The following is a 20,809-nucleotide window of genomic DNA, read 5'->3' as shown; positions in this document are numbered from 1 at the left end:
TTTCAATAGCCATGAAAAAGACCATAAGTATCAATATAAGTGGCGTCATCTTCCATATCGAAGAGGATGGCTACGATAAACTGAAGAATTACCTGACGACCGTACAGCAGTATTTTTCGACCTACGAAGACAGTCAGGAAATTGTAACCGACATTGAAAATCGGATTGCTGAGAAGCTACTAGCTAAACTGAAAGCGGCTGATAAACAGGCGGTTTCGCTTGAGGATGTCAATGAACTGACGGCTGCTATGGGTACCGTTGCCGACTTTGAGGCCGTTGAAGAAGAAGAAGTTCTTGTGACCAGCGGTGGTCGTAATTCGGCATCAAGCATAGGGCAGGGGGCAAAGAACTCCGGACCTTATCAATCAACCAGTAACCCCATGCCCCATGCTCCAAGCACTACCTTCGAACCTCGTCGGCTGGTGCGTGATTTACGTCGGAAAACGCTGGGTGGCGTATGCGCTGGATTAGCTCACTACTTTAATATCGATGTAGTTTGGGTACGATTGATCTTCCTGGCTTTATTTTTAGCAATGCCTCCATTGGGGCAGGAATTTGGTGCGGGTGTATCTGGTTTTACGTTTATCGTTTATATCGCCATGTGGATCGCCTTGCCAGGTGTCACTACGATTGAGGATGATAAAACCGTCAAGAAATTTTTTCGAAACCCCGAAAATAAAGTACTGGGTGGGGTAGCTTCTGGGATTGCCGCTTATTTTGGGGTCGATACGGGTGTTATTCGGTTATTGTTTGTATTGGGGATTGTCTTCTTTGGCGTTGGATTTCTCTTCTATATTGTGCTCTGGATGATTGCTCCGCAGGCCAATACACTAACGGAGAAGATGGAAATGCAGGGCCAACCCATTACTCTTTCCAACATCGAACACAGCATCAAGCAGAATCTGAATATCCATGACTTGCCGAATAGCGAAAGTACGTTGACACGCATTCTGCTGTTTCCGTTCCGTGCTATTGCTACCATAATTGGTGGATTAGGCAGCGCCTTAGGTCCTTTAATGACGGGCGTTATGGGGATTATCCGAATTTTTGCCGGTGTTCTTCTACTGGTTATAGCGTTCTCATTGATGGTTGCCTGTCTGGCTGCTCTGGGAGCTGCGTTGGGGATCAATCAATTTGGTCCTGGCGGTGATTTCCCTCCGTTTGAGTTTATTCGCGCTGAAGTAACAGCTCCTATGGTTTTATCTGCTTTTCTGGTTGGCTTTATTCCGGCATTTGGATTGGCTATTCTGGGTATCATGTTGATTACCATGCGAAATGTAATTACCAGCCGAACTGCGCTTACCGTTGGCGGTGTATGGCTGGTAGCCTTGGTGATCCTTGGCGGTACCGTTACGCCCGTAATTTCGAGTTTCCAACGTCGGGGAACGGTTGAAGAAACCAAAGTGCTGAATGTGCCAGCGCGCATCCCGACATTCGATATGAAAAACGTCGAAAACGATGCGGATTGGCGCCCATCGATCGATCTGAAAGGGTACGAAGGAGCAACACTCAATCTGGTACAGTATTTCCGATCTCAGGGACGTACGCGAGCTGAAGCCCAGGCAAATGCCCGCCAGATCAAGTATGTATACACTATTAAAGATTCGACGGTTTATTTCGATGAAACGCTGGAATTAGCTCCTAAAGCTCATTTTCGTGGGCAGGATCTGGATATGGATCTGATGATTCCCTACGAAAAACCATTCCGTATGACGAGGGAATTTGCTCGGTTTGTTCGAAATGAATTCGGTGGAAAAGAGATCGATCGGATGGAGTCGAGCATCTGGCAATTCACGAAAGCCGATGGGTTGGTATGTATCAACTACCCACGTGAAAAAGATCGCGATTACAACGACGAAGACGACGATGTAACGGACCTGACTGAAGATGTGCAAAGTGCCGTAACGAATGAACTGGGTGATGATTTCGATCACATTGGCGATCATACCCGGCAGTTTAACGTGCGTGAATTCTCGAAAGTAGATGTAGGTGGAGCCTTCGTCGTTCGCTTCCGGAAGGGCGACAGTTACAAAGTGGTTGCTGATGGGCGTGAAAAAGACCTGGATGATATCGAAGTAAACATTGAAGGAGATAAATTGAAAGTGTCACTTGATAAAAAAGGTATCTTCAACTGGAAAAATCGGAAACGGATTGGTCTGACAATTACAATTCCTAAATCGATTGAAGAACTACAGTTAACAGGTGCTTCAAAAGCAAGCCTGACGGGTTTCGAACACTACGATCATTTGACGATTGGCATGAGCGGGGCCTGCCGTACGGTCTTCGACGGCGACGTAAATCGACTTGATCTTGATCTGACCGGTGCATCAAACGCCGTATTGCGTGGACGTGTCAGTGATCTGGATGCTGAACTAAGTGGTGCCTGCAAACTCGAAGCCAACAGCATGCATATCGACCGAGCAAAGGTTGATGCGAATGGTGCCAGCCACGCCGATTTCGGGCACGTCGGCACGCTGGATTCCAATACATCAGGAGCGAGTAAGGTATCGAGGGGAGAATAGAATGATTGAATAGTTGACTGATAGAATGATTGAACAGGTTTTGCGCCAGCTATTCAATCATTCTATCAGTCAACTATTCAATCATTATCTTTTTCTGCTTCCTTCTCTATTTTTTCTTCCGCCAGAGCGACTTCCTTTTCAAGTTTTTTGTTTTCGCGCTCAAATACGTGAATCAAAACAATAAAGTAGGAGAGAAGAAGTGGGCCAATGACTAAGCCAAGGATGCCGAAAATAGGGACGCCAAGTACTATGCCTGCCAGCGTAATCAGTGGATGAATATCACCCATTCGCTTGGCAAGCATAATCCGCAGCAGGTTATCAATGTTGATAATCACAATCACTCCCACCAATAGAATGCCAACGCCCTGGCCGGTATTCCCCTGCGACAGTTGAATGAGTCCGGCAGGGCCCCAGACAAGCGGAGTTCCCAGGATCGGAATAAAGGCGAGAAAGAAGCCGACCGTTCCCCAAAAACCAGCATCGGGGACCCCAAAAATCCATAAGGTTAATCCAGTTAGAACACCCTGCACCAGACTGACTAACGCCTGTCCAAGTACATTTGCATTCACGTTGTTTTTTAGCGATTCGCCCAGTTCTTTTTGTGTGTCAGCTTTGAAAGGAAGGTATTTCTTCAGCCCCTTCTGGAATAATTCCTGCTGGACGAACATAAAGTAGAGCGCGAAAAACATTAACCCCAAAATGACGATAAAATCCAGCGCTCCACCCGCAATCGAAGGGAGAAGTCGACTGGCGTAAGAACCCGCCTGTTGAGCAAGTGTCCGGATGTTTTGCGGGCTAGTAATCTGATAACCAATAAGATCTTCAAGCCGTTTTACCAGCTTCATAATCTCGTCTGTATGTTGGCTATAGTACTGAATTCGCCCAACCAGCATTAAACTTAAGGTCAGAAAGGGCATAATGATGACGACAAACGAGAAGATAATCAGAAGGGTAACCACCAGTGGGCGATTCCATTTTCGTTTGAGTGCCAGCGCCGTAAACCAGGGACGGAATACTACATATAAAATACCTGCACCCAAAAAGGCAGAGATATAACCGCTCAATCCATAAATAATGAAACCCGCAATAATAATCAGACTGGTGATCAGCAGAACCCGCTGTTGCTGGGGGGTATAAATATTGGTCATAATGTATAGCTGTACTGTATAAATGTACAGAACTGCATTAAAAACTCATTAACCAGTGCGAATTGTTTAGATTGAAGACTGTGCCTAACAGAATACTAACATTCTGTCGCGCTTAAGGCTAGCCCGGCTTCCGATGTCTCTTTGTATTTTGTCGACATATCGCGACCGGTTGCTTTCATTACTTTGATCACCGCGTCGAGAGAAATTTTCTGAAATGAAGCTGCTCCTGAAGTAGCCAGTAAATACGCATTGTAGGCTTTTACAGCTCCCATGGCGTTCCGTTCGATACAGGGAATTTGCACATAACCGCCAATAGGATCGCAGGTCATGCCCAAGTGGTGTTCGATGGCAATTTCGGCGGCTGCTTCAATTGGGCCAATTTGTGGGACTTCCTGAGCGCATCGGGTCAAAAAAGCGGCTCCCATGGCTGAGGCCGTTCCGACTTCACCCATGCACCCCATTTCAGCTCCTGAAATACTAGCGTTTTGTTTGACCAGAAACCCAATAACTGCTGCCGCTAACATGCCTGCCCGTAGCGTGGCGCGGTCGTAATGGAAATGATGTTTGGCCAGATACGTAAGCCCCGGAATAACGCCCGATGCGCCTGATGTAGGTGCTGTAACGACGATGCCGCCAGCCGCATTTTCTTCTGAAGCCGCTAAGCAATAGGCATTTAAGAAGATCAGGAAGCTATCTGACGATTGACTCATTTCCTTCGCCTGCTGGAATAGGATTGGTGCTTTTCGGCTCAATTTAATCGAGCCGGGGAGGGTGCCCTTGTGCCGTAATCCGCGCCGGACGGCTTTGTGCATAAAGTCCAGAATTTGGTCGAGACGAGCATTTACTTCCGCCCGACTGCGATCCGTCAGGGTCATTTCATTAGCCATCAACACCTCATCTAACGTCAGATTATGGCTAGTTAGCTGAGTTTTTAGTTCGGCCATGGTGCTGTACGGATAAGGTACGGATTGGTTGCTGACCACGGTTTCTGGTTCACCTTTTCGAAGAATAAATCCACCCCCAATAGAATAGTATTCTTCTTCCATCAACGGCTCTGTTCCTGCCATTAATGTCAACACCATCGTGTTTGCATAAGGAGAATCATAACGTTTCTTCTCGAAGTGAAGATCCCCAGACTTAACTTCAAGGGTTTGACTACCAACGGGAACAGGATAGTTTACCGACGCATCCCGGAGCAGTTTGAGGAGCGCATCGGGATCGGTCGTTTCCGGTTGCCAGCCCAACAAACCCGCTACAATCGCCCGGTCGGTGCCGTGACCTTTGCCAGTTGCACTTAAGGAGCCATAAAGATGAATATGAATCTCCGTTGCTCGTTGCTGAACATCGGCTGGAAGGTGAGAAAGCCGCTGCCGAAAGTCGAAAGCGGCTTTCATTGGACCAATGGTATGCGAGCTCGACGGTCCCGGTCCAACTTTAAACAGGTCGAAAACGGACGTAGTGATGGGTGAAGTAGTCATTGTTGATGAAATGCCGTAAACTGACAACTATTTGTCTAAGGCTCGAATTTGTTCCAGATAGGCTGTGGGTAAGAGAATCCGTTGTACAACCGACCGTAGTCCGACGGCATTCAACAAGCCATATAAGCCAATCGAATACGTGAGCAACGGCTTTTGTGGCAACTCCAGCAACCGACTTACCTGCTTCGGTACAAGTATTCCCTGTACCTGTCGAAGCAAATCATATCGCCAGTTCCCCAACTCTTCCTTGTATCGCTGGAACAATTTATCAGTAAACTCACTGTGAACCAAATCGCGGTTCAGGTGAACCTCCCGGTCAACTCGCCAATCGGCATACGTAGTTGGCAGATCGGGGACACGCATCCCTGCGCCAACCTCCCGAAAGGTGCTAAACAATTCGTTGCGCTCAGAATCGGTGAGAGGACGTTTCAGGAGTTCATAGGCTCGTTCGGAATAATCGATGAGCATGTAGAGCACATCGCGGTATGCCCAATCAGGAATTTGATAACCCCGTTTTTGCTCGACTCCCTGATGAATTGCGCCCATTCGGGAAATGGCCTGTCGGGCTTTATCATCAGGCGTAAACACAATTTCCTGGGCGTATCGAACTGTTGAAAACAGGCGCCCAATAGGATCGGCGGGGAGTTTACCAGTATAAAATAGCCAGTCAACGGCTCGGTTCAGGGCGAATTCTGCGGCTGATCCCGCAAAAACTAATAAGATTACGTCGGCATCGCCCCAAATCTGGCGAACGATAGAACCGGGTGTTACGAAATAGTTCATTAGCAGTCGATAGTCAACAGTCGGTAGTCAATAGCACTGTTGGTTATGCATCAGCTACTGTCGGCTGACAACTATTGACTATCGACTATAAACTTACATTGCTAATACAACGAATTCAACGCGTCGGTTCTTTCGTTTGTTTTCTTCTGTATCGTTGGGAGCAACTGGCCGTGTACTACCATAACCATTGTGTTGAATGCGTTTTTCGGGAACACCATTTCGAACGAGATAATTGGTAATAATTTTTGCCCTGTTTTCAGAGAGAGCCTGATTTAAACGACGATCACCGACATTATCCGTATGGCCAGCAATCTCGATGGTCATTTTTGGCGACGATATTATTGTCTTAGCCAACTTATCGAGTTGTGGATAGGATTCTGGGCGCAGCACATAACTACTCTGATCGAAATACACATTATCGAGTTTGACGGCCTGATTAACCTGCAAATTCCGGAAAACACTATCAGCTTTGGGATCTTCTTTTTCGAGTCGAACGGTATAGCCATAATCAGGACACGTATCGCAGGAGACAACCATCAGTTCTTCGGTTTCGTAGTAACCGGGCGAATAGGTAATAACATTCAGCGTATCAGTACGGGTCAGCGTAAAGGAGAAGGGCTTATCTAAAGTACTCTTACCCACAAATTTCTTCTTCGCCTGTTTTGCCTGAATCGTAAATTCAGCCGATAGAGATGCCGATGTTTTATCATCGACTGCCGAAATCATGAACACGGTTTGCTGTTTGTTTACGGTAACTGTTTTCTGTCCGTATAGGGTTGACAGCGTGAAAAAACAGATGATTAAAAGAAATAGCGTACGCATTTATTGAAACGGTTAGTTGGGTATACTAACCGCATTACAAAAAAAATGCCGCTTTTTCGTAAGCGGCTTTGGGCATTGCCTGATAGTAAGGTTACGAATTATAAAACCGCTTGACAATTTCACCCGCATTCGATAGTATCCAGATAGGGTGATACGGTTAATTGATTCTATCAACTCTTCACCTAGGTATTGGTAGTCATCAGGTTTGCCTGATAAGTTGGGTGATTCTTAAGCATAGTTTCAGCAGTCGGACTTTTTCACTAAAAAGCCAGCCCATTTCTGAGCCGGCCTTGAGTTAATTTATCTTCAATACTGCCATAAATGCTTCCTGCGGAATTTCGACGTTACCTACTTGCCGCATTCGTTTCTTACCTTTTTTCTGCTTGTCGAGCAGTTTACGCTTACGGGAAATATCACCACCATAACACTTGGCCAATACGTCTTTGCGTAGAGCGCTCAGGGTTTCGCGGGCAATGATCTTCTGACCAATAGCTGCCTGAATCGCGATTTCAAACTGTTGGCGAGGAATTAATTCCTTTAGTTTTTCGCACAGTTTTTTACCCCATTCATACGATTTCGAACGGTGAACGATGGCCGAGAGTGCATCGACCTTGTCACCGTTTAGCATCACGTCGAGTTTCACCATGTCTGATTCGCGGTTGTCCATAAACTCGTAGTCGAGGGAGGCATACCCCCGTGATATCGTTTTGAGTTTATCGAAAAAGTCGAACACGACTTCGGCCAAGGGCATTTCGAACTGAAGTTCAACACGCTCAGCAGTCAGATATACCTGATTTTTTAGGATACTCCGCTTATCCATGCAGAGGCTCATAATCCCACCGACATACTCCGCCTTTGAGATGATCTGAGCCCGGATAAACGGTTCCTCAATATAGTCGATCAGGTTAGGCTCGGGCATGTCAGCGGGGGCCGATACCTGAATATCCTGTCCTTTAGTAGTCATCACCTCGAAACGCACTGATGGCACCGTCGTAATCACGGTCATGTCGAATTCGCGCTCCAGACGCTCCTGTACAATTTCCATGTGGAGCATGCCGAGGAAGCCACATCGGAAACCAAAGCCCAAAGCCGCCGATGTTTCAGGCTCCCATACGAGAGCCGCATCGTTGAGCTGGAGCTTTTCCATGGCGTCCCGAAGGTCTTCGAATTCGCTGGTTTCTACCGGATAAATACCGGCAAATACCATCGGTTTTACTTCGGAGAAACCCTGAATAGCCGCACTGGCGGGATTTTCGATTGTTGTAACGGTATCGCCAACTTTTACTTCTTTGGCCACTTTAATGCCCGAAATCAGGTAGCCTACATCGCCACACTCAATCACATCTTTTGGCTCCTGGGTCAAGCGGAGTGTGCCAATTTCATCAGCGATGTATTCTTTGCCGGTGTTCATGAACTTTACCTTATCGCCCTTGCGAATGCGGCCGTTCTTGACCCGGAAAATAACCTCGATACCCCGGTATGAATTGAAATGTGAATCGAAAATTAACGCTTGCAACGGACCCGTTGGATCGCCTTTAGGGGCTGGAATCCGCTCGACAATAGCGGCTAGAATTTCAGGAACGCCAATGCCTTCTTTTCCCGACGCTGGAATAATATCATCCCGATCGCACCCAAGAAGGTCTACCATCTCGTCCTTAATTTCTTCGGGCATAGCACCCGGTAGATCGATCTTGTTCAGGACAGGTATAATTACCAGGTCGTTGTTTAGGGCCAGATACAGATTCGAAATCGTCTGAGCCTCAGTTCCCTGCGACGCATCGACCAGAAGTAACGCGCCTTCACAGGCGGCAATTGACCGCGAAACCTCATACGAAAAGTCAACGTGTCCTGGTGTATCAATCAGGTTTAAGGTATATAGCTCACCTTTGTGCATGTAGTCCATCTGGATGGCGTGGCTCTTGATGGTAATGCCACGTTCACGCTCCAGATCCATATCGTCGAGCAATTGGGCCTGCATGTCGCGGGCGCCTACGGTCTTGGTGAACTCTAATAATCGATCGGCCAGGGTGCTTTTACCGTGGTCGATATGGGCAATAATGCAAAAATTACGGATATGTTTCACGTTGGAATAACGGAGGATTCTGCTAACTAAAGGGCAAAAATACGCAAAAAAGTCGGGCTTGGGGAAGAAACAAACCAGCTCTGAAAAAACAAACGCCGGACTCATCGGGGAGCCGGCGTGTTCAATTACACTTCATCAACAAACTAAAAACCAAATGCTGTAGGAGGGGGACTCGAACCGCCCACGGTGCAGTTAGCTACAGTACAACTCTGGTGGTCAACCCCAGTCGCCACGAGGGCGGCATTATGCTGCGTTTATCCTTTATCACCACCCCCGAGACAGGAGGGCACGTCTGCCAATTTCGACATCCTACAGTGTGAGAAAAAAGCCAAGAAGACCGGCGTGTGACCCCGCTCGATCAACTTGACAATACAAAGATAGATCAAGATGTATATTCATTGCAAATTTCACATAAAATTTTCGTAAAATTTACAATTCGTTTAAAATTGACGTAGTTTTGTTATGCTTCATCAAATAAATCGCGGAAATGGCCGAAAAAAATTTAGAAATTGATAATACCGACCTGAAAATCCTGAGTTTGCTCATGCAGGATGCCAACATGGCGTACACCGAAATAGGCAAACGTATTTTCGTATCAGGCGGCACAGTCCATGTTCGAATGAACAAACTTCGGCAAATGGGTATTGTTCGAGGCTCTCAACTGGTTATTGACCACGCCAAACTGGGTTGGGATATCAGCGCCTTTCTCGGAATTTATTTAGATAAAAGCTCTTTATACGAAGAAGTTTCCAAGCAATTGGAAAAAATACCAGAGGTAGTCAACGTGCATTATACCACAGGGATTTACAGCATTTTTGCCAAAATCGTTTGTCGGGATACGCAGCATTTACGCGAAGTACTCCACGATAAAATTCAGAAAGTGTCTGGTATTCAGCGCACTGAAACATTTATTTCGCTCGAAGAAAGCATCAATCGGTCGATTCCATTTGCGGAAGAAGAATAGCATAGGGCATAGGTTTGGGGCATAGGGTACAATAAGAGTAAATTGTTTTACCCTATGCCCTATGCCATTGAACCCTAAACCAGCTTACTCGCGTTATACCCTCCAATAACTCAAATTTCATGCAACCTAAAATTCACGCAACAACCGTGGTTGGCATTCGGCACAACGGCCACGTAGCACTGGGTGCCGATGGGCAGGCTACCATGGGTAACACGGTTGCCAAGAGTAATGTCCGGAAAGTACGTGTGCTGATGGGCGGTAAAATACTGGCCGGATTTGCAGGCTCAACAGCCGATGCGTTTACCCTGATTGAACGCTTTGAAGAAAAACTAAATGCCTACGGTGGCAATCTCAAACGGGCCGCTATCGAACTGGCAAAAGATTGGCGGACAGATCGTTATCTGCGTAAACTGGAAGCTATGCTGATCGTGGCTTCTAAAGAAGATCTCTTAATTGTATCTGGAACAGGTGATGTGATCGAGCCTGATTACGACATTGCAGCAATTGGGTCTGGCGGTATGTATGCTCAGTCGGCGGCAATTGCCTTGAAAAAACATGCAACCGAGCTTTCGGCGGAGGAAATGGTTCGGGAGAGTTTACACATTGCAGCAGATGTATGTATCTATACGAACCATAATTTGGTAGTCGAATCGTTATAACATTATAGAGTGCGATTTGCGAAGGATAAATTGCGAAGCGGTTACGATTTCTTCGATTTCCGTCTAATCAATACCCTAAACAGTTACTTCCAAATCGCCTTCGCGTTGGGCTTATTTTCTACCTTTGTCATTAATAGTTGGCCGAACAGTAAACGTTATGAAGATTACCTCCCGATTTGCTCCTAGCCTGATGAACCGACGGATTGCCCTCGGCTTCATTGTAGCTATGGTCATGATTTCGTCGGGGTTTATCATCTCGTTTTACAGCTATAACCAATATAGTGAGGATACCGAGCGAGTTCGACATACCTATGAAGTAACGAGTACGATCGAACGAATTTTATCTCTTGTGAAAGATGTAGAAACGAGCTCCCGTGGCTACATTATAACAGGGGATACGACCTATCTGCTTCCTTATCGAGAGGCCTTAGTGACGCTGCCAGTTGAGCTGAACAAATTGCAACTTCTGGCGAATGACAATCGACTGCAGATTCAGCGACGAATCACGCTGAAACAATTGATTGAGGAAAAGTTAGCCATTACAAAAATTCGACTCGGAACGGGGATTGCCGATAAAAATAATCTGGCCGTTAGTGCCGAAAGCAAACGGCGTATGGACGCAATTCGGTGGCATGTGACTGTCATGGTCGATACGGAGCGCGAGCTAATGGGAATGCGTAACCGATTGGCAGCAAGGTCGTTCCGGAATACGCTTGGGATAACTTTTGCCCTCTCGCTGCTTACATTTCTGGCCTTAGTCATCTCGTATCGTTTGCTGGAACAGGAACTTACCCATCGGCAGGAGACAGAGGATCAGCTACGCGATTACGAAGCGCAACTGAAGGGACAAATCCGGCAGTTGGAAACCTCCAACGAGGAGTTGGAGCGATTTGCGTTCGTGGCCAGTCATGATTTGCAGGAACCGCTTCGGAAAATTCAGTCCTTTTCGAATCTGATTACGGATCGATACAGCAATCTGTTCGATGAGGACAGTATGATGTTTATGGGCAAGATTTCCCATTCTGCCGAACGCATGTCCAAGCTCATTAAAGATTTATTGAATTTTTCGCGCATTTCCAATCATCAGGAAAATTTCAAATCGGTGCCTTTGGGTGATATTGTTCAGCGGATTCTGGATGACCAGGAATTACGAATTAAAGGACTGGATATACAGCTTGAAGTAGGTGAATTGCCTGTTGTTCAGGCTGTTCCAAGTCAGATGGATCACCTGTTTAATAACCTCATCTCAAACGCGCTGAAATTTACCCGGCCCGGCGTTCAGCCCTTGCTACGCATTCAATCGAAACCTGTTGATGGCGACGACTATGCTGAACTAGTTCCTGGCAGACCTTATTTTGAAATTACAATTGAAGATAACGGAATCGGGTTTGAGGAGAAATATTTAGAACACATCTTTAAAGTTTTTCAGCGATTACATGGCAAAACCGCTTTTGAAGGAACCGGCATCGGGCTGGCGATTTGTAAGCGGGTGGTAATGCGGCATCATGGGTACATTACAGCCCGAAGCTTGCCTAACCAGGGAACGACTTTTGTGGTCGTTTTGCCAGAAAGCCAATCTATACAACATTATGACAGACCAACTTCAGCCGAAACCTATTCATATCCTGCTGGTTGACGACGACGAGGACGACCGCTATCTGACGCGCGAGGCTTTTCATCAGCACTACCCTGCCAGCCGCATTTCGTTTGCTGAAGATGGGGAGGATTTACTGAATTTCCTGAAATACGAAGGCCGTTACGCACAGGCGACTCACTCGTTGCCCGAGCTAATCCTGCTAGATTTGAATATGCCTCGTAAAGACGGCCGGGAGGTGCTGCGTGAGATAAAGGGGAACGAACAATTTCGGCATATTCCGATTATCGTTTTAACGACTTCCGATGCCAAGGAAGATGTAGAGACATCCTATTTCAACGGTGCTAACAGCTTCATTACCAAACCCTCTACGTTTCAACGACTAAGCGAAGTAACAAGAGCTATTGGCCAATACTGGTTCAGTGTTGTCACCGTCTGCGAGCATCCGGAAGAAGATTAGCACAGGGCATGGGGGTAAGAGCAGAGGGGTTAGTAAGAGAAGTATATTTCACCCTTTGCCCTTACCCCCGTGCTCTGTACCATGAACCTATTCACTCCCTTTCAACCCAACCAGATTCACAAAAATCTTTTCTAGCTCGTTGGTAACAGCGCGATTTTGGCCGGGGGTGAATTTGTTGACGAGAACGCAGAAACTCATCAGTTCCCCGTCGCTGGCGGTAAAATAGCCCGCATACGCTCGAACTCCCTCTATAGATCCACTTTTGGCTCGAATATTTCCGGCTGCGGCTGTTCCTCGAGCCAGTGTTCGAACGGTACCAGTCTGGCCAATAATCGGAATTGTTTCGTAAAACTGAGGAAATACTTTTTCGCGCCCTACAGCACTCAGAATACCGGTCATGTTGTTGGCAGTGAGGGCGCCAACGGTCGATAACCCACTGCCATCTTTAATCCGGAACCCGTCCAGATTAACTCCTTTCGTTTTCCAGTAGGTTATCAAGGCTTCCAGACTAGACTCGGTGGATTTAACTGTTTTATTGAGAGCTAAGGCAGTGGTGCGCAGCAAAGCTTCGGCATAGAGATTTATGCTCTGAAAGTTGGTTTGCTGAATCAACTCAGTTAGTACTGGCGATTTATGCTGATGAATAACAATTCGCTTACCTAAGGTTTGTGTTGTGTTCGGTAGGCCACCGCCAATGGAAACAGGCTGAGTGCTAATTGTTATGTTGTGTTGAATTAGTTGATTTTGAAGCGCATAGGCTGCAAAGTAAGCCGGGTCAGGTAAGGCTCCTTTCACACTGAACTCATTGGCTGGCTCACCCATCGGTACTTTGCCCGTTAACCACTGTTGATTCAGAAATGGCATTCCATATATATTCACCTGATCACCTGTATTGGCAGCGTCGGTCGTAACGGTGTTGCGGAATGATAAATAGGGAAGAAGTGGGTCAGTGCGCAGCACACTCGTTGGCGCGTTCATCGACTTGCCAGGACGGAAAAAGACCCGGTATAGATTTTCATTGATATTCAGAGCACTTAAACTGGCACCATAGTAATTTCCCAAATCCCCAAAAGGCCAGGTATCGGGCGTAGTCAGATCGTCGTACAGGCTGGCATCACCAATAACCATTCCCTGAATCCGACGAATACCGGCTGATTTAATCGCATCTGTCCAACTTTTCAATAAGGCGGTTAAGTCCGAATAATTCACAAATCGCCAACTCCCTAGCGAGGGATCGCCTGAACCCCGAATATAGAGATTACCTGTCAGTACACTGTCTTTGATCGAACCATCGTACTCTAACGTGGTAGTATACGTATAATTGCTTCCCAACACAGCTAAAGCGGTTGCGGTTGTAATTAATTTTAGTGTAGAAGCTGAGGGCAGGCTCAAACGGGAATTGTATCCGATCAACTCTTCTGCATCGCGCACCCGACGGACGGATAGAGCAACCGTTCCGAATCGGACAGATGAACTGGACTGAAACGATTCTATTTGCCTGATCAGACGTTGAGTAGCTACAGAATCGGCAGTGCGTTGAGACTGTGCCAACACAGCAGACGAAGCAGAATAGATAAATAGATAAAGGCTGAAAAGGACGGACTGATAAAGTGAAAACCGGGGAATAAAGCGCATTTCGGAACAGTTAGGCGATTCGGAGGCTATTTCTTACCTTTGCAAACTTACGAAATACGATCCATCCAGTTTGCGTTTAGCCACCTTCACAAAACGACGAAATAAGGAATACGGATTAGTTAAAGTTGTAGCATGAAATTATCATTTCTGGGGGCAGCCCGGCAGGTTACCGGTAGTATGTACCTGTTAGAGCTGGAGGATGATTATCGCATCCTGATCGACTGTGGTTCGGATATGGAGCGATCTCATTCGAACGGTCAGGCGGCCCCTGCCGTGACTCATCCGGGGTTTTTTCCGTTTGAGCCTTCCAGCATTAATCTGGTTCTACTGACCCACGCACATGTAGACCATTCCGGCAATTTGCCCAATCTCTTTCGCGAAGGATACGAAGGCCAAATCCTCTGTACAGAACCTACGTTTGCCCTAACCAATGTATTGCTTAAAGATGCTGCGTCACTGAATCAAAAACGTATTAACGAACTGAACGCCAGCAAGAAACAGCGCGTAAAAGATCGGCAGATTCAGATGCAGAAAGATTTGTTTCTGGAGCGACAGGTTCGGGAGTCGATGGAAAACGTAGTGCCTATTGCGTTTAATCGAAAATTCCGGGTTGCGGATAACGTCGATGTTACGTTTATACCCGCTGGACACCTGCTTGGCGCAGCGCATATTCTGATTAATGTTGTTGAGGGAGGAGAGCGAAAAAGTATCTGTTTTTCAGGTGATATAGGTCGTAAAAATTACCCACTTTTAGTGGACCCCGCTCCGGTTCCTCCCGTCGATTATTTGATTTGTGAGAGTACATACGGAAATCGATTGCACGACATCCATCAAACGCCCGAAGATGTTCTGGCGGATGTCATCCAACGAACGTGCATCGATATTCCAGGGCGACTCATCATTCCATCATTCAGTGTGGGCCGAACACAGGCCTTACTTTATACGCTCAATCGACTCTATACTGAGCGAGATTTTCCTCCCATACGAGTATTCTCTGACAGCCCGATGGCCTTCGAGAGTTCGAAGATTTACATGCAGCATACAAGGATGCTCAATGCGGAGGCCCGAGAATTTTATAAAGAAAATGAAACCTTGTTCGACTTTGAGAACTTTCAGTTTCTAGAGTCATCGAAAGCCAGTAAAGCAGTTTCCAACTTTAACGAACCTTGTATTATTATCTCGTCATCGGGTATGGTGCAGGGTGGGCGAGTCGAGTATCACGTAGCGGAGAATATCAGCAATCCGTATGCTACAATTCTGATCATCGGTTTCTGTGCAGAAGGAACACTTGGCTGGCGATTATTGAATGGACAACAAACGCTGAGTATCAAGGGTAAAGACCATCAGGTACTGGCCCGGATTGAAAAAGTTGATGTATTTAGCGGTCACGGTGATCGCAACGATCTTGTAAATTTTGTGGGAATGCAATCGCCCGAAACGCTCAAATCTGTCTTTTTAGTTCATGGCGAGTACGAGAGCATGGAATCCTTCAAAGCCACTCTGGCCGAAGAAGGCTATCCGCAGGTGATTATCCCGAAGAAAGGAGAGACATTCGAGTTATAAAGTTGAAGGGTTATAAAGTTGTTGGCGCGCCAGATAAACTTTATAACCCTTCAACTTTATAACTCTATAACGCAACCAAATGAGAACGTATCTTGATTTTGAAAAACCAATTGCCGACCTGGAAGCACGGCTGGAAGAGACGAAAAAGTTAGCACAGACTAGCAACGTTGATGTAAGCGAAGCGGTTGCGATTCTTGAGCAAAGCATTGATAAACTCCGACAGGAGATTTTCCAGAACCTGACGCGCTGGCAGCGGGTTCAACTGTCGCGCCATCCGGATCGCCCCTATACACTCGATTATATTTCGCTGATGTGCGATCAGTTTATCGAGTTGCATGGAGATCGCACGGTTCGTGATGATCCAGCGATGGTTGGTGGTTTTTGCGAACTGGGTGATCAAACCGTAATGATCATTGGTCAGCAGAAAGGCCGGAATACCAAGCAACGTCAGCATCGTAATTTTGGAATGCCTAACCCGGAAGGGTATCGCAAGGCGTTGCGGCTAATGAAACTGGCCGAAAAATTCAATAAGCCGATCATTACGATGATTGATACGCCGGGTGCATATCCGGGACTGGAAGCCGAAGAACGTGGTCAGGGGGAAGCTATAGCCCGTAACCTGAAAGAGATGTTCATGCTTACGGTTCCAGTGATTTGTATTATTATTGGCGAAGGCGCATCAGGTGGGGCTTTGGGAATTGCCATCGGCGACCGGGTACTGATGCTCGAAAATACCTGGTACTCAGTTATCTCGCCTGAAAACTGCTCAACGATCCTCTGGCGAAGCTGGAATTTCAAAGAGCAGGCCGCCGAAGCCATGAAATTGACCGCCCGCGATATGGAGCTCAATAAATTGGTCGACGGAATTGTGGAAGAGCCTGTTGGCGGAGCCCATAATAACCATCAGGCCATGGCTAATCATCTGAAGGAAGTCATCCTAAATCTGCTAAGTGAATTGAACGCCATGTCGCCCGAAGAACGTATTGATCAGCGCATCGAGAAATTCTGCGAAATGGGTGTCGTTGTTGAATAAAGCAGTTGACTTAATAAATCTTGTGAAAAACCTCATTTTCGACCTTGGCGATGTTATCATCCCAATTGATCTGACGGCTCCCGTTCGGAATTTTGCGATGCTGGCCAATCTACCTGAAGACGAAGTTCGGGCAATCTGGAAACAGCACGACATTTTTAAGAATTACGAAACCGGCCTTGTCGACGATACTGAATTTCGGGCGCACGTTCGGCGTTTGCTGAAGAATGATGCCTGGGCTGATGAAGTGATCGACACTGCCTGGAATACCGTGTTGCTCGACCTTCCCGTCGAACGAATTGAGCGGATTAAAGAACTGGCGAAAACGCATCGACTGTTTCTGCTGAGTAATACGAGTCCTATCCATATCCGACAGGTAAACCGCATACTAACCAGCCTGAATCAGCCAACGCTGGAAGATCTTTTCGAGCGTGTGTATTATTCTTACGATGTCCGGATGATGAAACCGTCGCCGGAAATTTATCAGCATGTTCTGACAGACGCTGATTTGATTGCGTCAGAAACAGCGTTTTTCGACGATAATGCCGCGAACATCCAGGCAGCTGCCACGTTAGGTATTCAGGCTGTACATGTGCAGCCTCCCAAGACAATTCTAGATTATTTAAAAGATGTATGAAGTATGAAATGGGATGTATGATTTCTTTCGAGATAATACATCCCATTTTATACTTCATACATCCTGGCATCATTCATGAGTCCACGCACGCGCACGTACCTCCTGCATGGAGGTCTTTTTTTAATTACACTCATCACAACCACACTAGCTGGGGCAGAGTGGATGTTTGGCCGATTATTTATTCCGTTTGAAGGTATGACACCGTTAGGCTGGAAAGAATTTGTGGCTGGGTTTCAGTTTTCAATTCCCTTTCTGGCGATTTTGACGGTACATGAATTTGGCCATTATTTCACGGCGAAAGCGAACCGGGTGCGTGTAACGCTTCCCTATTATATTCCGCTCTGGTTTGGGATAGGACAAAGTATTGGTACGCTGGGAGCATTTATTCGGATTCAGGATTACATCAATAGCCGCCGGAAGTATTTCGATATCGGTATTGCTGGTCCGCTGGCCGGATTTGCACTGGCTTTAGTTGTCTTGTGGTATGGTTTCTCTCATCTGCCGCCACCTGAATTTATTTTTACCATTCATCCAGAATATCAGAAATGGGGTCTGGATTATGGAAAATATGCGTTTCAGAATTTACCCGAGGGAGCTGCAATTGGGCTGGGAGACAACCTGTTATTTAGTTTTTTCAAAACATATGTCGCTGATCCGGCGCGTGTGCCGCATCCATACGAGATGATTCACTATCCGTATATCCTGGCGGGTTATCTGGCGCTTTTTTTTACGTCCCTCAACCTCATTCCAATTGGGCAATTAGATGGTGGCCATATCCTTTATGCCTTGATTGGTCGTAGACGATTTCAATGGGTAGCGCCTGCCTTGTTTATCGTGTTTGCGTTTTATGCTGGTTTGGGACTCTATAAGCCAACGGATTTTGCCGTTCCTTCAGACGAACTATTCTTTTCGCAGCTAGGGTATTTCGCGCTTTACGTATTCTTTTTGTACCTGGCGTTCGCTCGAATCAGCGAAAATAACACCACTTCATTACTGATAACCCTTAGCATAGTGGCTGCCCAGTTGTTGGTATCCTGGGGCTGGCCAGCGATTAAAGGCTACTCCGGATTTTTGGTATTTGTATTCGTTCTTGGTCGGTTTCTGGGTGTTTATCATCCGGAAACGGAGTTGGAAGAACCGCTGGATCTGAAACGCCAGATCATGGGTTGGGTAGCCTTGGTTATCTTCATTTTGTGCTTTAGCCCAAAGCCGTTTCTCATCTCGTAAATGGTCTACAGGATAGCTTTGGACAGCCAAAACTGTGTTATAACAGATGTTAAAAAAGTATGTTAGTTAGTAACACTTTCATTTATTAAGCGGGGTGGGTTTGAAAAATTGCTAAATAGTTTTTCAAACCCACCCTGTCTTTTTAAAGGAAATATAACATTTCTTAAAAACTAGGAGCTTGAATATGGTAAATAATTACCACGTGCAGCCAGTCGATTTTACAGCGTTTCTTCCCAGATATATTTGCTGAACCATCGGTAATTTTCTTCCATTACCTGCCGCATCGATTTTGGCTTGGTGATGCCATGTCCGAACCCTTTATAAACGACCATTTTTACCGGAACTCCTTTGTCTTCCAGCGCGAGACGAAGCTCATAAGCGTTGGCAATAGGCACTCGTTTATCTAATTCACCATGCTGAATCAGCGTGGGTGTCTTGGCACGGCTAACGTAGGAAATCGGTGATGTTTTCTGATAAATATCGGCATTGTCCCACGGAGTACCTTGTAGGTATTGGCGCGTAAATGGAGTGATGTCGGTGTTCTGATAATAGGTAGCCCAGTTTGAAATTCCGGCCCCAACCGAAGTGGCTTTAAACCGATCGCTGTAGGTTGTGATGAACGCTGAAATATAGCCGCCCTGACTCCAACCCATCGCACCCACTTTGTCTTTATCAACCATACCTTTGCCAATCAAATAATCGACGCCCGAAATCACATCGTCGTAATCCCCCAAGCCTAAATTCTTCACGTTCAACGCTCGGAATTTACTGCCATAACCAGCTGATCCTCGATAGTTTGGACGTAGAACAAGCGCACCCTTGGCCGTGAACTGTTCCACCGGGTAATACCGATCCGCCGTTACCGAAGGCAGATCGATACCCGTTGGACCGCCGTGAATAACAACCAGTAAAGGATATTTTCGGGCTGGGTCATAATTAGCTGGTTTAATCAAAATGCCCTCGATAAGATTACCATCGACCGATTTCCAGCTAACTACTTCTCGTGTCGCTAGTTTAAATGGTGCAAGTTGAGCACCCATATCCGTCAGCGTTTTTGCGGCAAATGATTGGACAGGGGAGGTTCGTATTTCGGCGTATTGATTAGGTAAAGCCCCCACAAAGGCCATTTGCCGACCATCTTTGCTAAACGAAAACTGACTGGCGATCAGGTTGTCAGGTTTTGTCAGGCGTTCCGTTTTTAACGTCGTTGGGTCCAGACGGAACAAGTGGGCGGCCGTTTTCTGAAATCCGCTGAATAAAATACCATCGGGTGTCCATTCCAGTAGATTCGCGTTTTCATCGAATGTGTTGGAGAGTATTTTCGGCGTTCCGCCCGTAGCGGGAACGGTGGCAATCAGGCGGTTCGTGTAGAAATAATATTCATTTTCATTGGCTGTGACAAATGCAATTTGTTTTCCATCGGGTGACCAAACCGGGTCTTGATCGGGTCCTTTCAACGAAACGATTTTGTGCGTTACCGTATCCCCAAGAGTTAGTACGTAGAGGTCCGACGTATGGCCGTTTATTAGATCCGGATTTTTCGACGCATCGAACGCAATCTTTTTTCCGTCGGGCGAAACCACGAAACTACCAACCGAAAAGCCAATGCCCTTGGTCAACGGTTTCGGTTTAGCTGGTTTTTCGTTTATTAAACTATCAAGTAGATACAGATGGATCATCTTATAATCATCGCGTACGACTTCATAATCGCTGTATTTATCCTTCCGGTCTTTGTCTGATTTCGCATCGGGAACGGTAGCCGAGAATACGATCTGCTTTCCTGTTGGGGACCATTTAAATGAGGTGACGCCCGTTTCAAACTTGGTCAGTGGACGTGACTCACCGCCTGTTGGACTGATCAGATACAATTGTGATTTATCGTCACGGGTAGATAAAAACGCCAGCCATTTGCCATCCGGCGACCAGGCTGGACTACTATTTGATTTTTTAGAATTCGTAAGCTGAAATCGTTCGCTAGTTGTCGTATTGACCAGCCAGATGTCAGTATCGTAAGCGTTTTCGTCCCAGTTGGTTCGGGTAAGGGTATACGCAACCCATTTTCCATCGGGAGATAACTGTGGATTCGAGACATTTTTCATCGAAATCGACTGATCGATGGTCGGGGCTTGTGCCTGAGCGACTTGAGTAGAAATAATACAGAGTAGTAAACAGAGGAAGTACAGTGATTTCATGTGGGAAGTGAT

Annotated in this window: 16 protein-coding genes; 9 read left to right on the top strand and 7 right to left on the bottom strand. The window is 46.5% G+C overall.

What is annotated here, in order from left to right:
* Window positions 1-11: 11 nt before the first annotated feature.
* Entirely contained in the window at window positions 12-2,522 is a 2,511-nt protein-coding gene (locus ACYVE4_RS09445) for a PspC domain-containing protein (RefSeq protein ID WP_461039339.1), read from the top strand.
* 77 nt (window positions 2,523-2,599) lie between these two features.
* On the opposite strand, the gene ACYVE4_RS09440 is transcribed toward ACYVE4_RS09445, so the two are convergent.
* The 5 genes from ACYVE4_RS09440 to lepA all read right to left on the bottom strand — a co-directional run bounded on the left by ACYVE4_RS09440 (window position 2,600) and on the right by lepA (window position 8,836).
* Entirely contained in the window at window positions 2,600-3,670 is a 1,071-nt protein-coding gene (locus ACYVE4_RS09440; RefSeq protein WP_461039337.1) for an AI-2E family transporter, read from the bottom strand.
* Between the two features lie 95 nt (window positions 3,671-3,765).
* On the bottom strand, window positions 3,766-5,148 hold the full coding sequence (locus ACYVE4_RS09435; RefSeq protein ID WP_461039336.1) for an L-serine ammonia-lyase: 1,383 nt from the start codon (window positions 5,146-5,148) through the stop codon (window positions 3,766-3,768).
* 27 nt (window positions 5,149-5,175) lie between these two features.
* Entirely contained in the window at window positions 5,176-5,931 is a 756-nt protein-coding gene (locus ACYVE4_RS09430) for an oxygenase MpaB family protein (protein WP_461039334.1), read from the bottom strand.
* A gap of 93 nt (window positions 5,932-6,024) precedes the next feature.
* Window positions 6,025-6,753: an OmpA family protein gene (locus tag ACYVE4_RS09425; RefSeq protein WP_461039333.1), complete on the bottom strand. Its 729-nt coding sequence runs from the start codon at window positions 6,751-6,753 to the stop codon at window positions 6,025-6,027.
* Between the two features lie 295 nt (window positions 6,754-7,048).
* Complete coding sequence (gene lepA / locus ACYVE4_RS09420; RefSeq protein WP_461039331.1) at window positions 7,049-8,836, bottom strand: translation elongation factor 4; 1,788 nt, start codon at window positions 8,834-8,836, stop codon at window positions 7,049-7,051.
* A gap of 487 nt (window positions 8,837-9,323) precedes the next feature.
* Here lepA and ACYVE4_RS09415 point away from each other — a divergent pair, with 487 nt between their 5' ends.
* The 4 genes from ACYVE4_RS09415 to ACYVE4_RS09400 all read left to right on the top strand — a co-directional run bounded on the left by ACYVE4_RS09415 (window position 9,324) and on the right by ACYVE4_RS09400 (window position 12,513).
* Window positions 9,324-9,800, top strand: a complete 477-nt coding sequence (locus ACYVE4_RS09415) for an Lrp/AsnC ligand binding domain-containing protein (protein ID WP_461039329.1) — start codon at window positions 9,324-9,326, stop codon at window positions 9,798-9,800.
* Between the two features lie 119 nt (window positions 9,801-9,919).
* Entirely contained in the window at window positions 9,920-10,459 is a 540-nt protein-coding gene (gene hslV / locus ACYVE4_RS09410) for an ATP-dependent protease subunit HslV (protein ID WP_461039328.1), read from the top strand.
* A gap of 157 nt (window positions 10,460-10,616) precedes the next feature.
* A complete protein-coding gene (locus ACYVE4_RS09405) occupies window positions 10,617-12,095 on the top strand; it encodes a sensor histidine kinase (RefSeq protein WP_461039327.1) in 1,479 nt (492 codons plus the stop codon).
* Window positions 12,049-12,513, top strand: coding sequence for a response regulator (locus tag ACYVE4_RS09400; protein ID WP_461039325.1), 465 nt, complete (start codon window positions 12,049-12,051; stop codon window positions 12,511-12,513). The genes ACYVE4_RS09405 and ACYVE4_RS09400 overlap by 47 nt, the downstream gene beginning before the upstream one ends.
* An 87-nt stretch (window positions 12,514-12,600) precedes the next feature.
* Here ACYVE4_RS09400 and dacB read toward each other — a convergent pair whose 3' ends face one another.
* Window positions 12,601-14,148: a D-alanyl-D-alanine carboxypeptidase/D-alanyl-D-alanine endopeptidase gene (gene dacB / locus ACYVE4_RS09395; RefSeq protein WP_461039323.1), complete on the bottom strand. Its 1,548-nt coding sequence runs from the start codon at window positions 14,146-14,148 to the stop codon at window positions 12,601-12,603.
* A 132-nt stretch (window positions 14,149-14,280) separates the two neighbouring features.
* On the opposite strand from dacB, the gene ACYVE4_RS09390 reads away from it, so the two are divergent.
* From ACYVE4_RS09390 to ACYVE4_RS09375, 4 genes are all read left to right on the top strand, one after another.
* Entirely contained in the window at window positions 14,281-15,711 is a 1,431-nt protein-coding gene (locus tag ACYVE4_RS09390) for an MBL fold metallo-hydrolase RNA specificity domain-containing protein (RefSeq protein WP_461039321.1), read from the top strand.
* Between the two features lie 79 nt (window positions 15,712-15,790).
* Window positions 15,791-16,744: an acetyl-CoA carboxylase carboxyltransferase subunit alpha gene (locus ACYVE4_RS09385; protein ID WP_461039320.1), complete on the top strand. Its 954-nt coding sequence runs from the start codon at window positions 15,791-15,793 to the stop codon at window positions 16,742-16,744.
* A 22-nt stretch (window positions 16,745-16,766) separates the two neighbouring features.
* Entirely contained in the window at window positions 16,767-17,378 is a 612-nt protein-coding gene (locus ACYVE4_RS09380) for an HAD family hydrolase (RefSeq protein ID WP_461039319.1), read from the top strand.
* Window positions 17,379-17,453: 75 nt separating this feature from the next.
* Entirely contained in the window at window positions 17,454-18,605 is a 1,152-nt protein-coding gene (locus ACYVE4_RS09375; protein ID WP_461039318.1) for a site-2 protease family protein, read from the top strand.
* A 218-nt stretch (window positions 18,606-18,823) separates the two neighbouring features.
* Here ACYVE4_RS09375 and ACYVE4_RS09370 read toward each other — a convergent pair whose 3' ends face one another.
* Complete coding sequence (locus ACYVE4_RS09370; protein WP_461039317.1) at window positions 18,824-20,797, bottom strand: S9 family peptidase; 1,974 nt, start codon at window positions 20,795-20,797, stop codon at window positions 18,824-18,826.
* Window positions 20,798-20,809: the final 12 nt, after the last annotated feature.

The organism is Spirosoma harenae, assembly GCF_054776975.1.
Note: the sequence above shows the minus strand (reverse complement) of the source record. Positions and strands in the feature narration are given on the sequence as shown.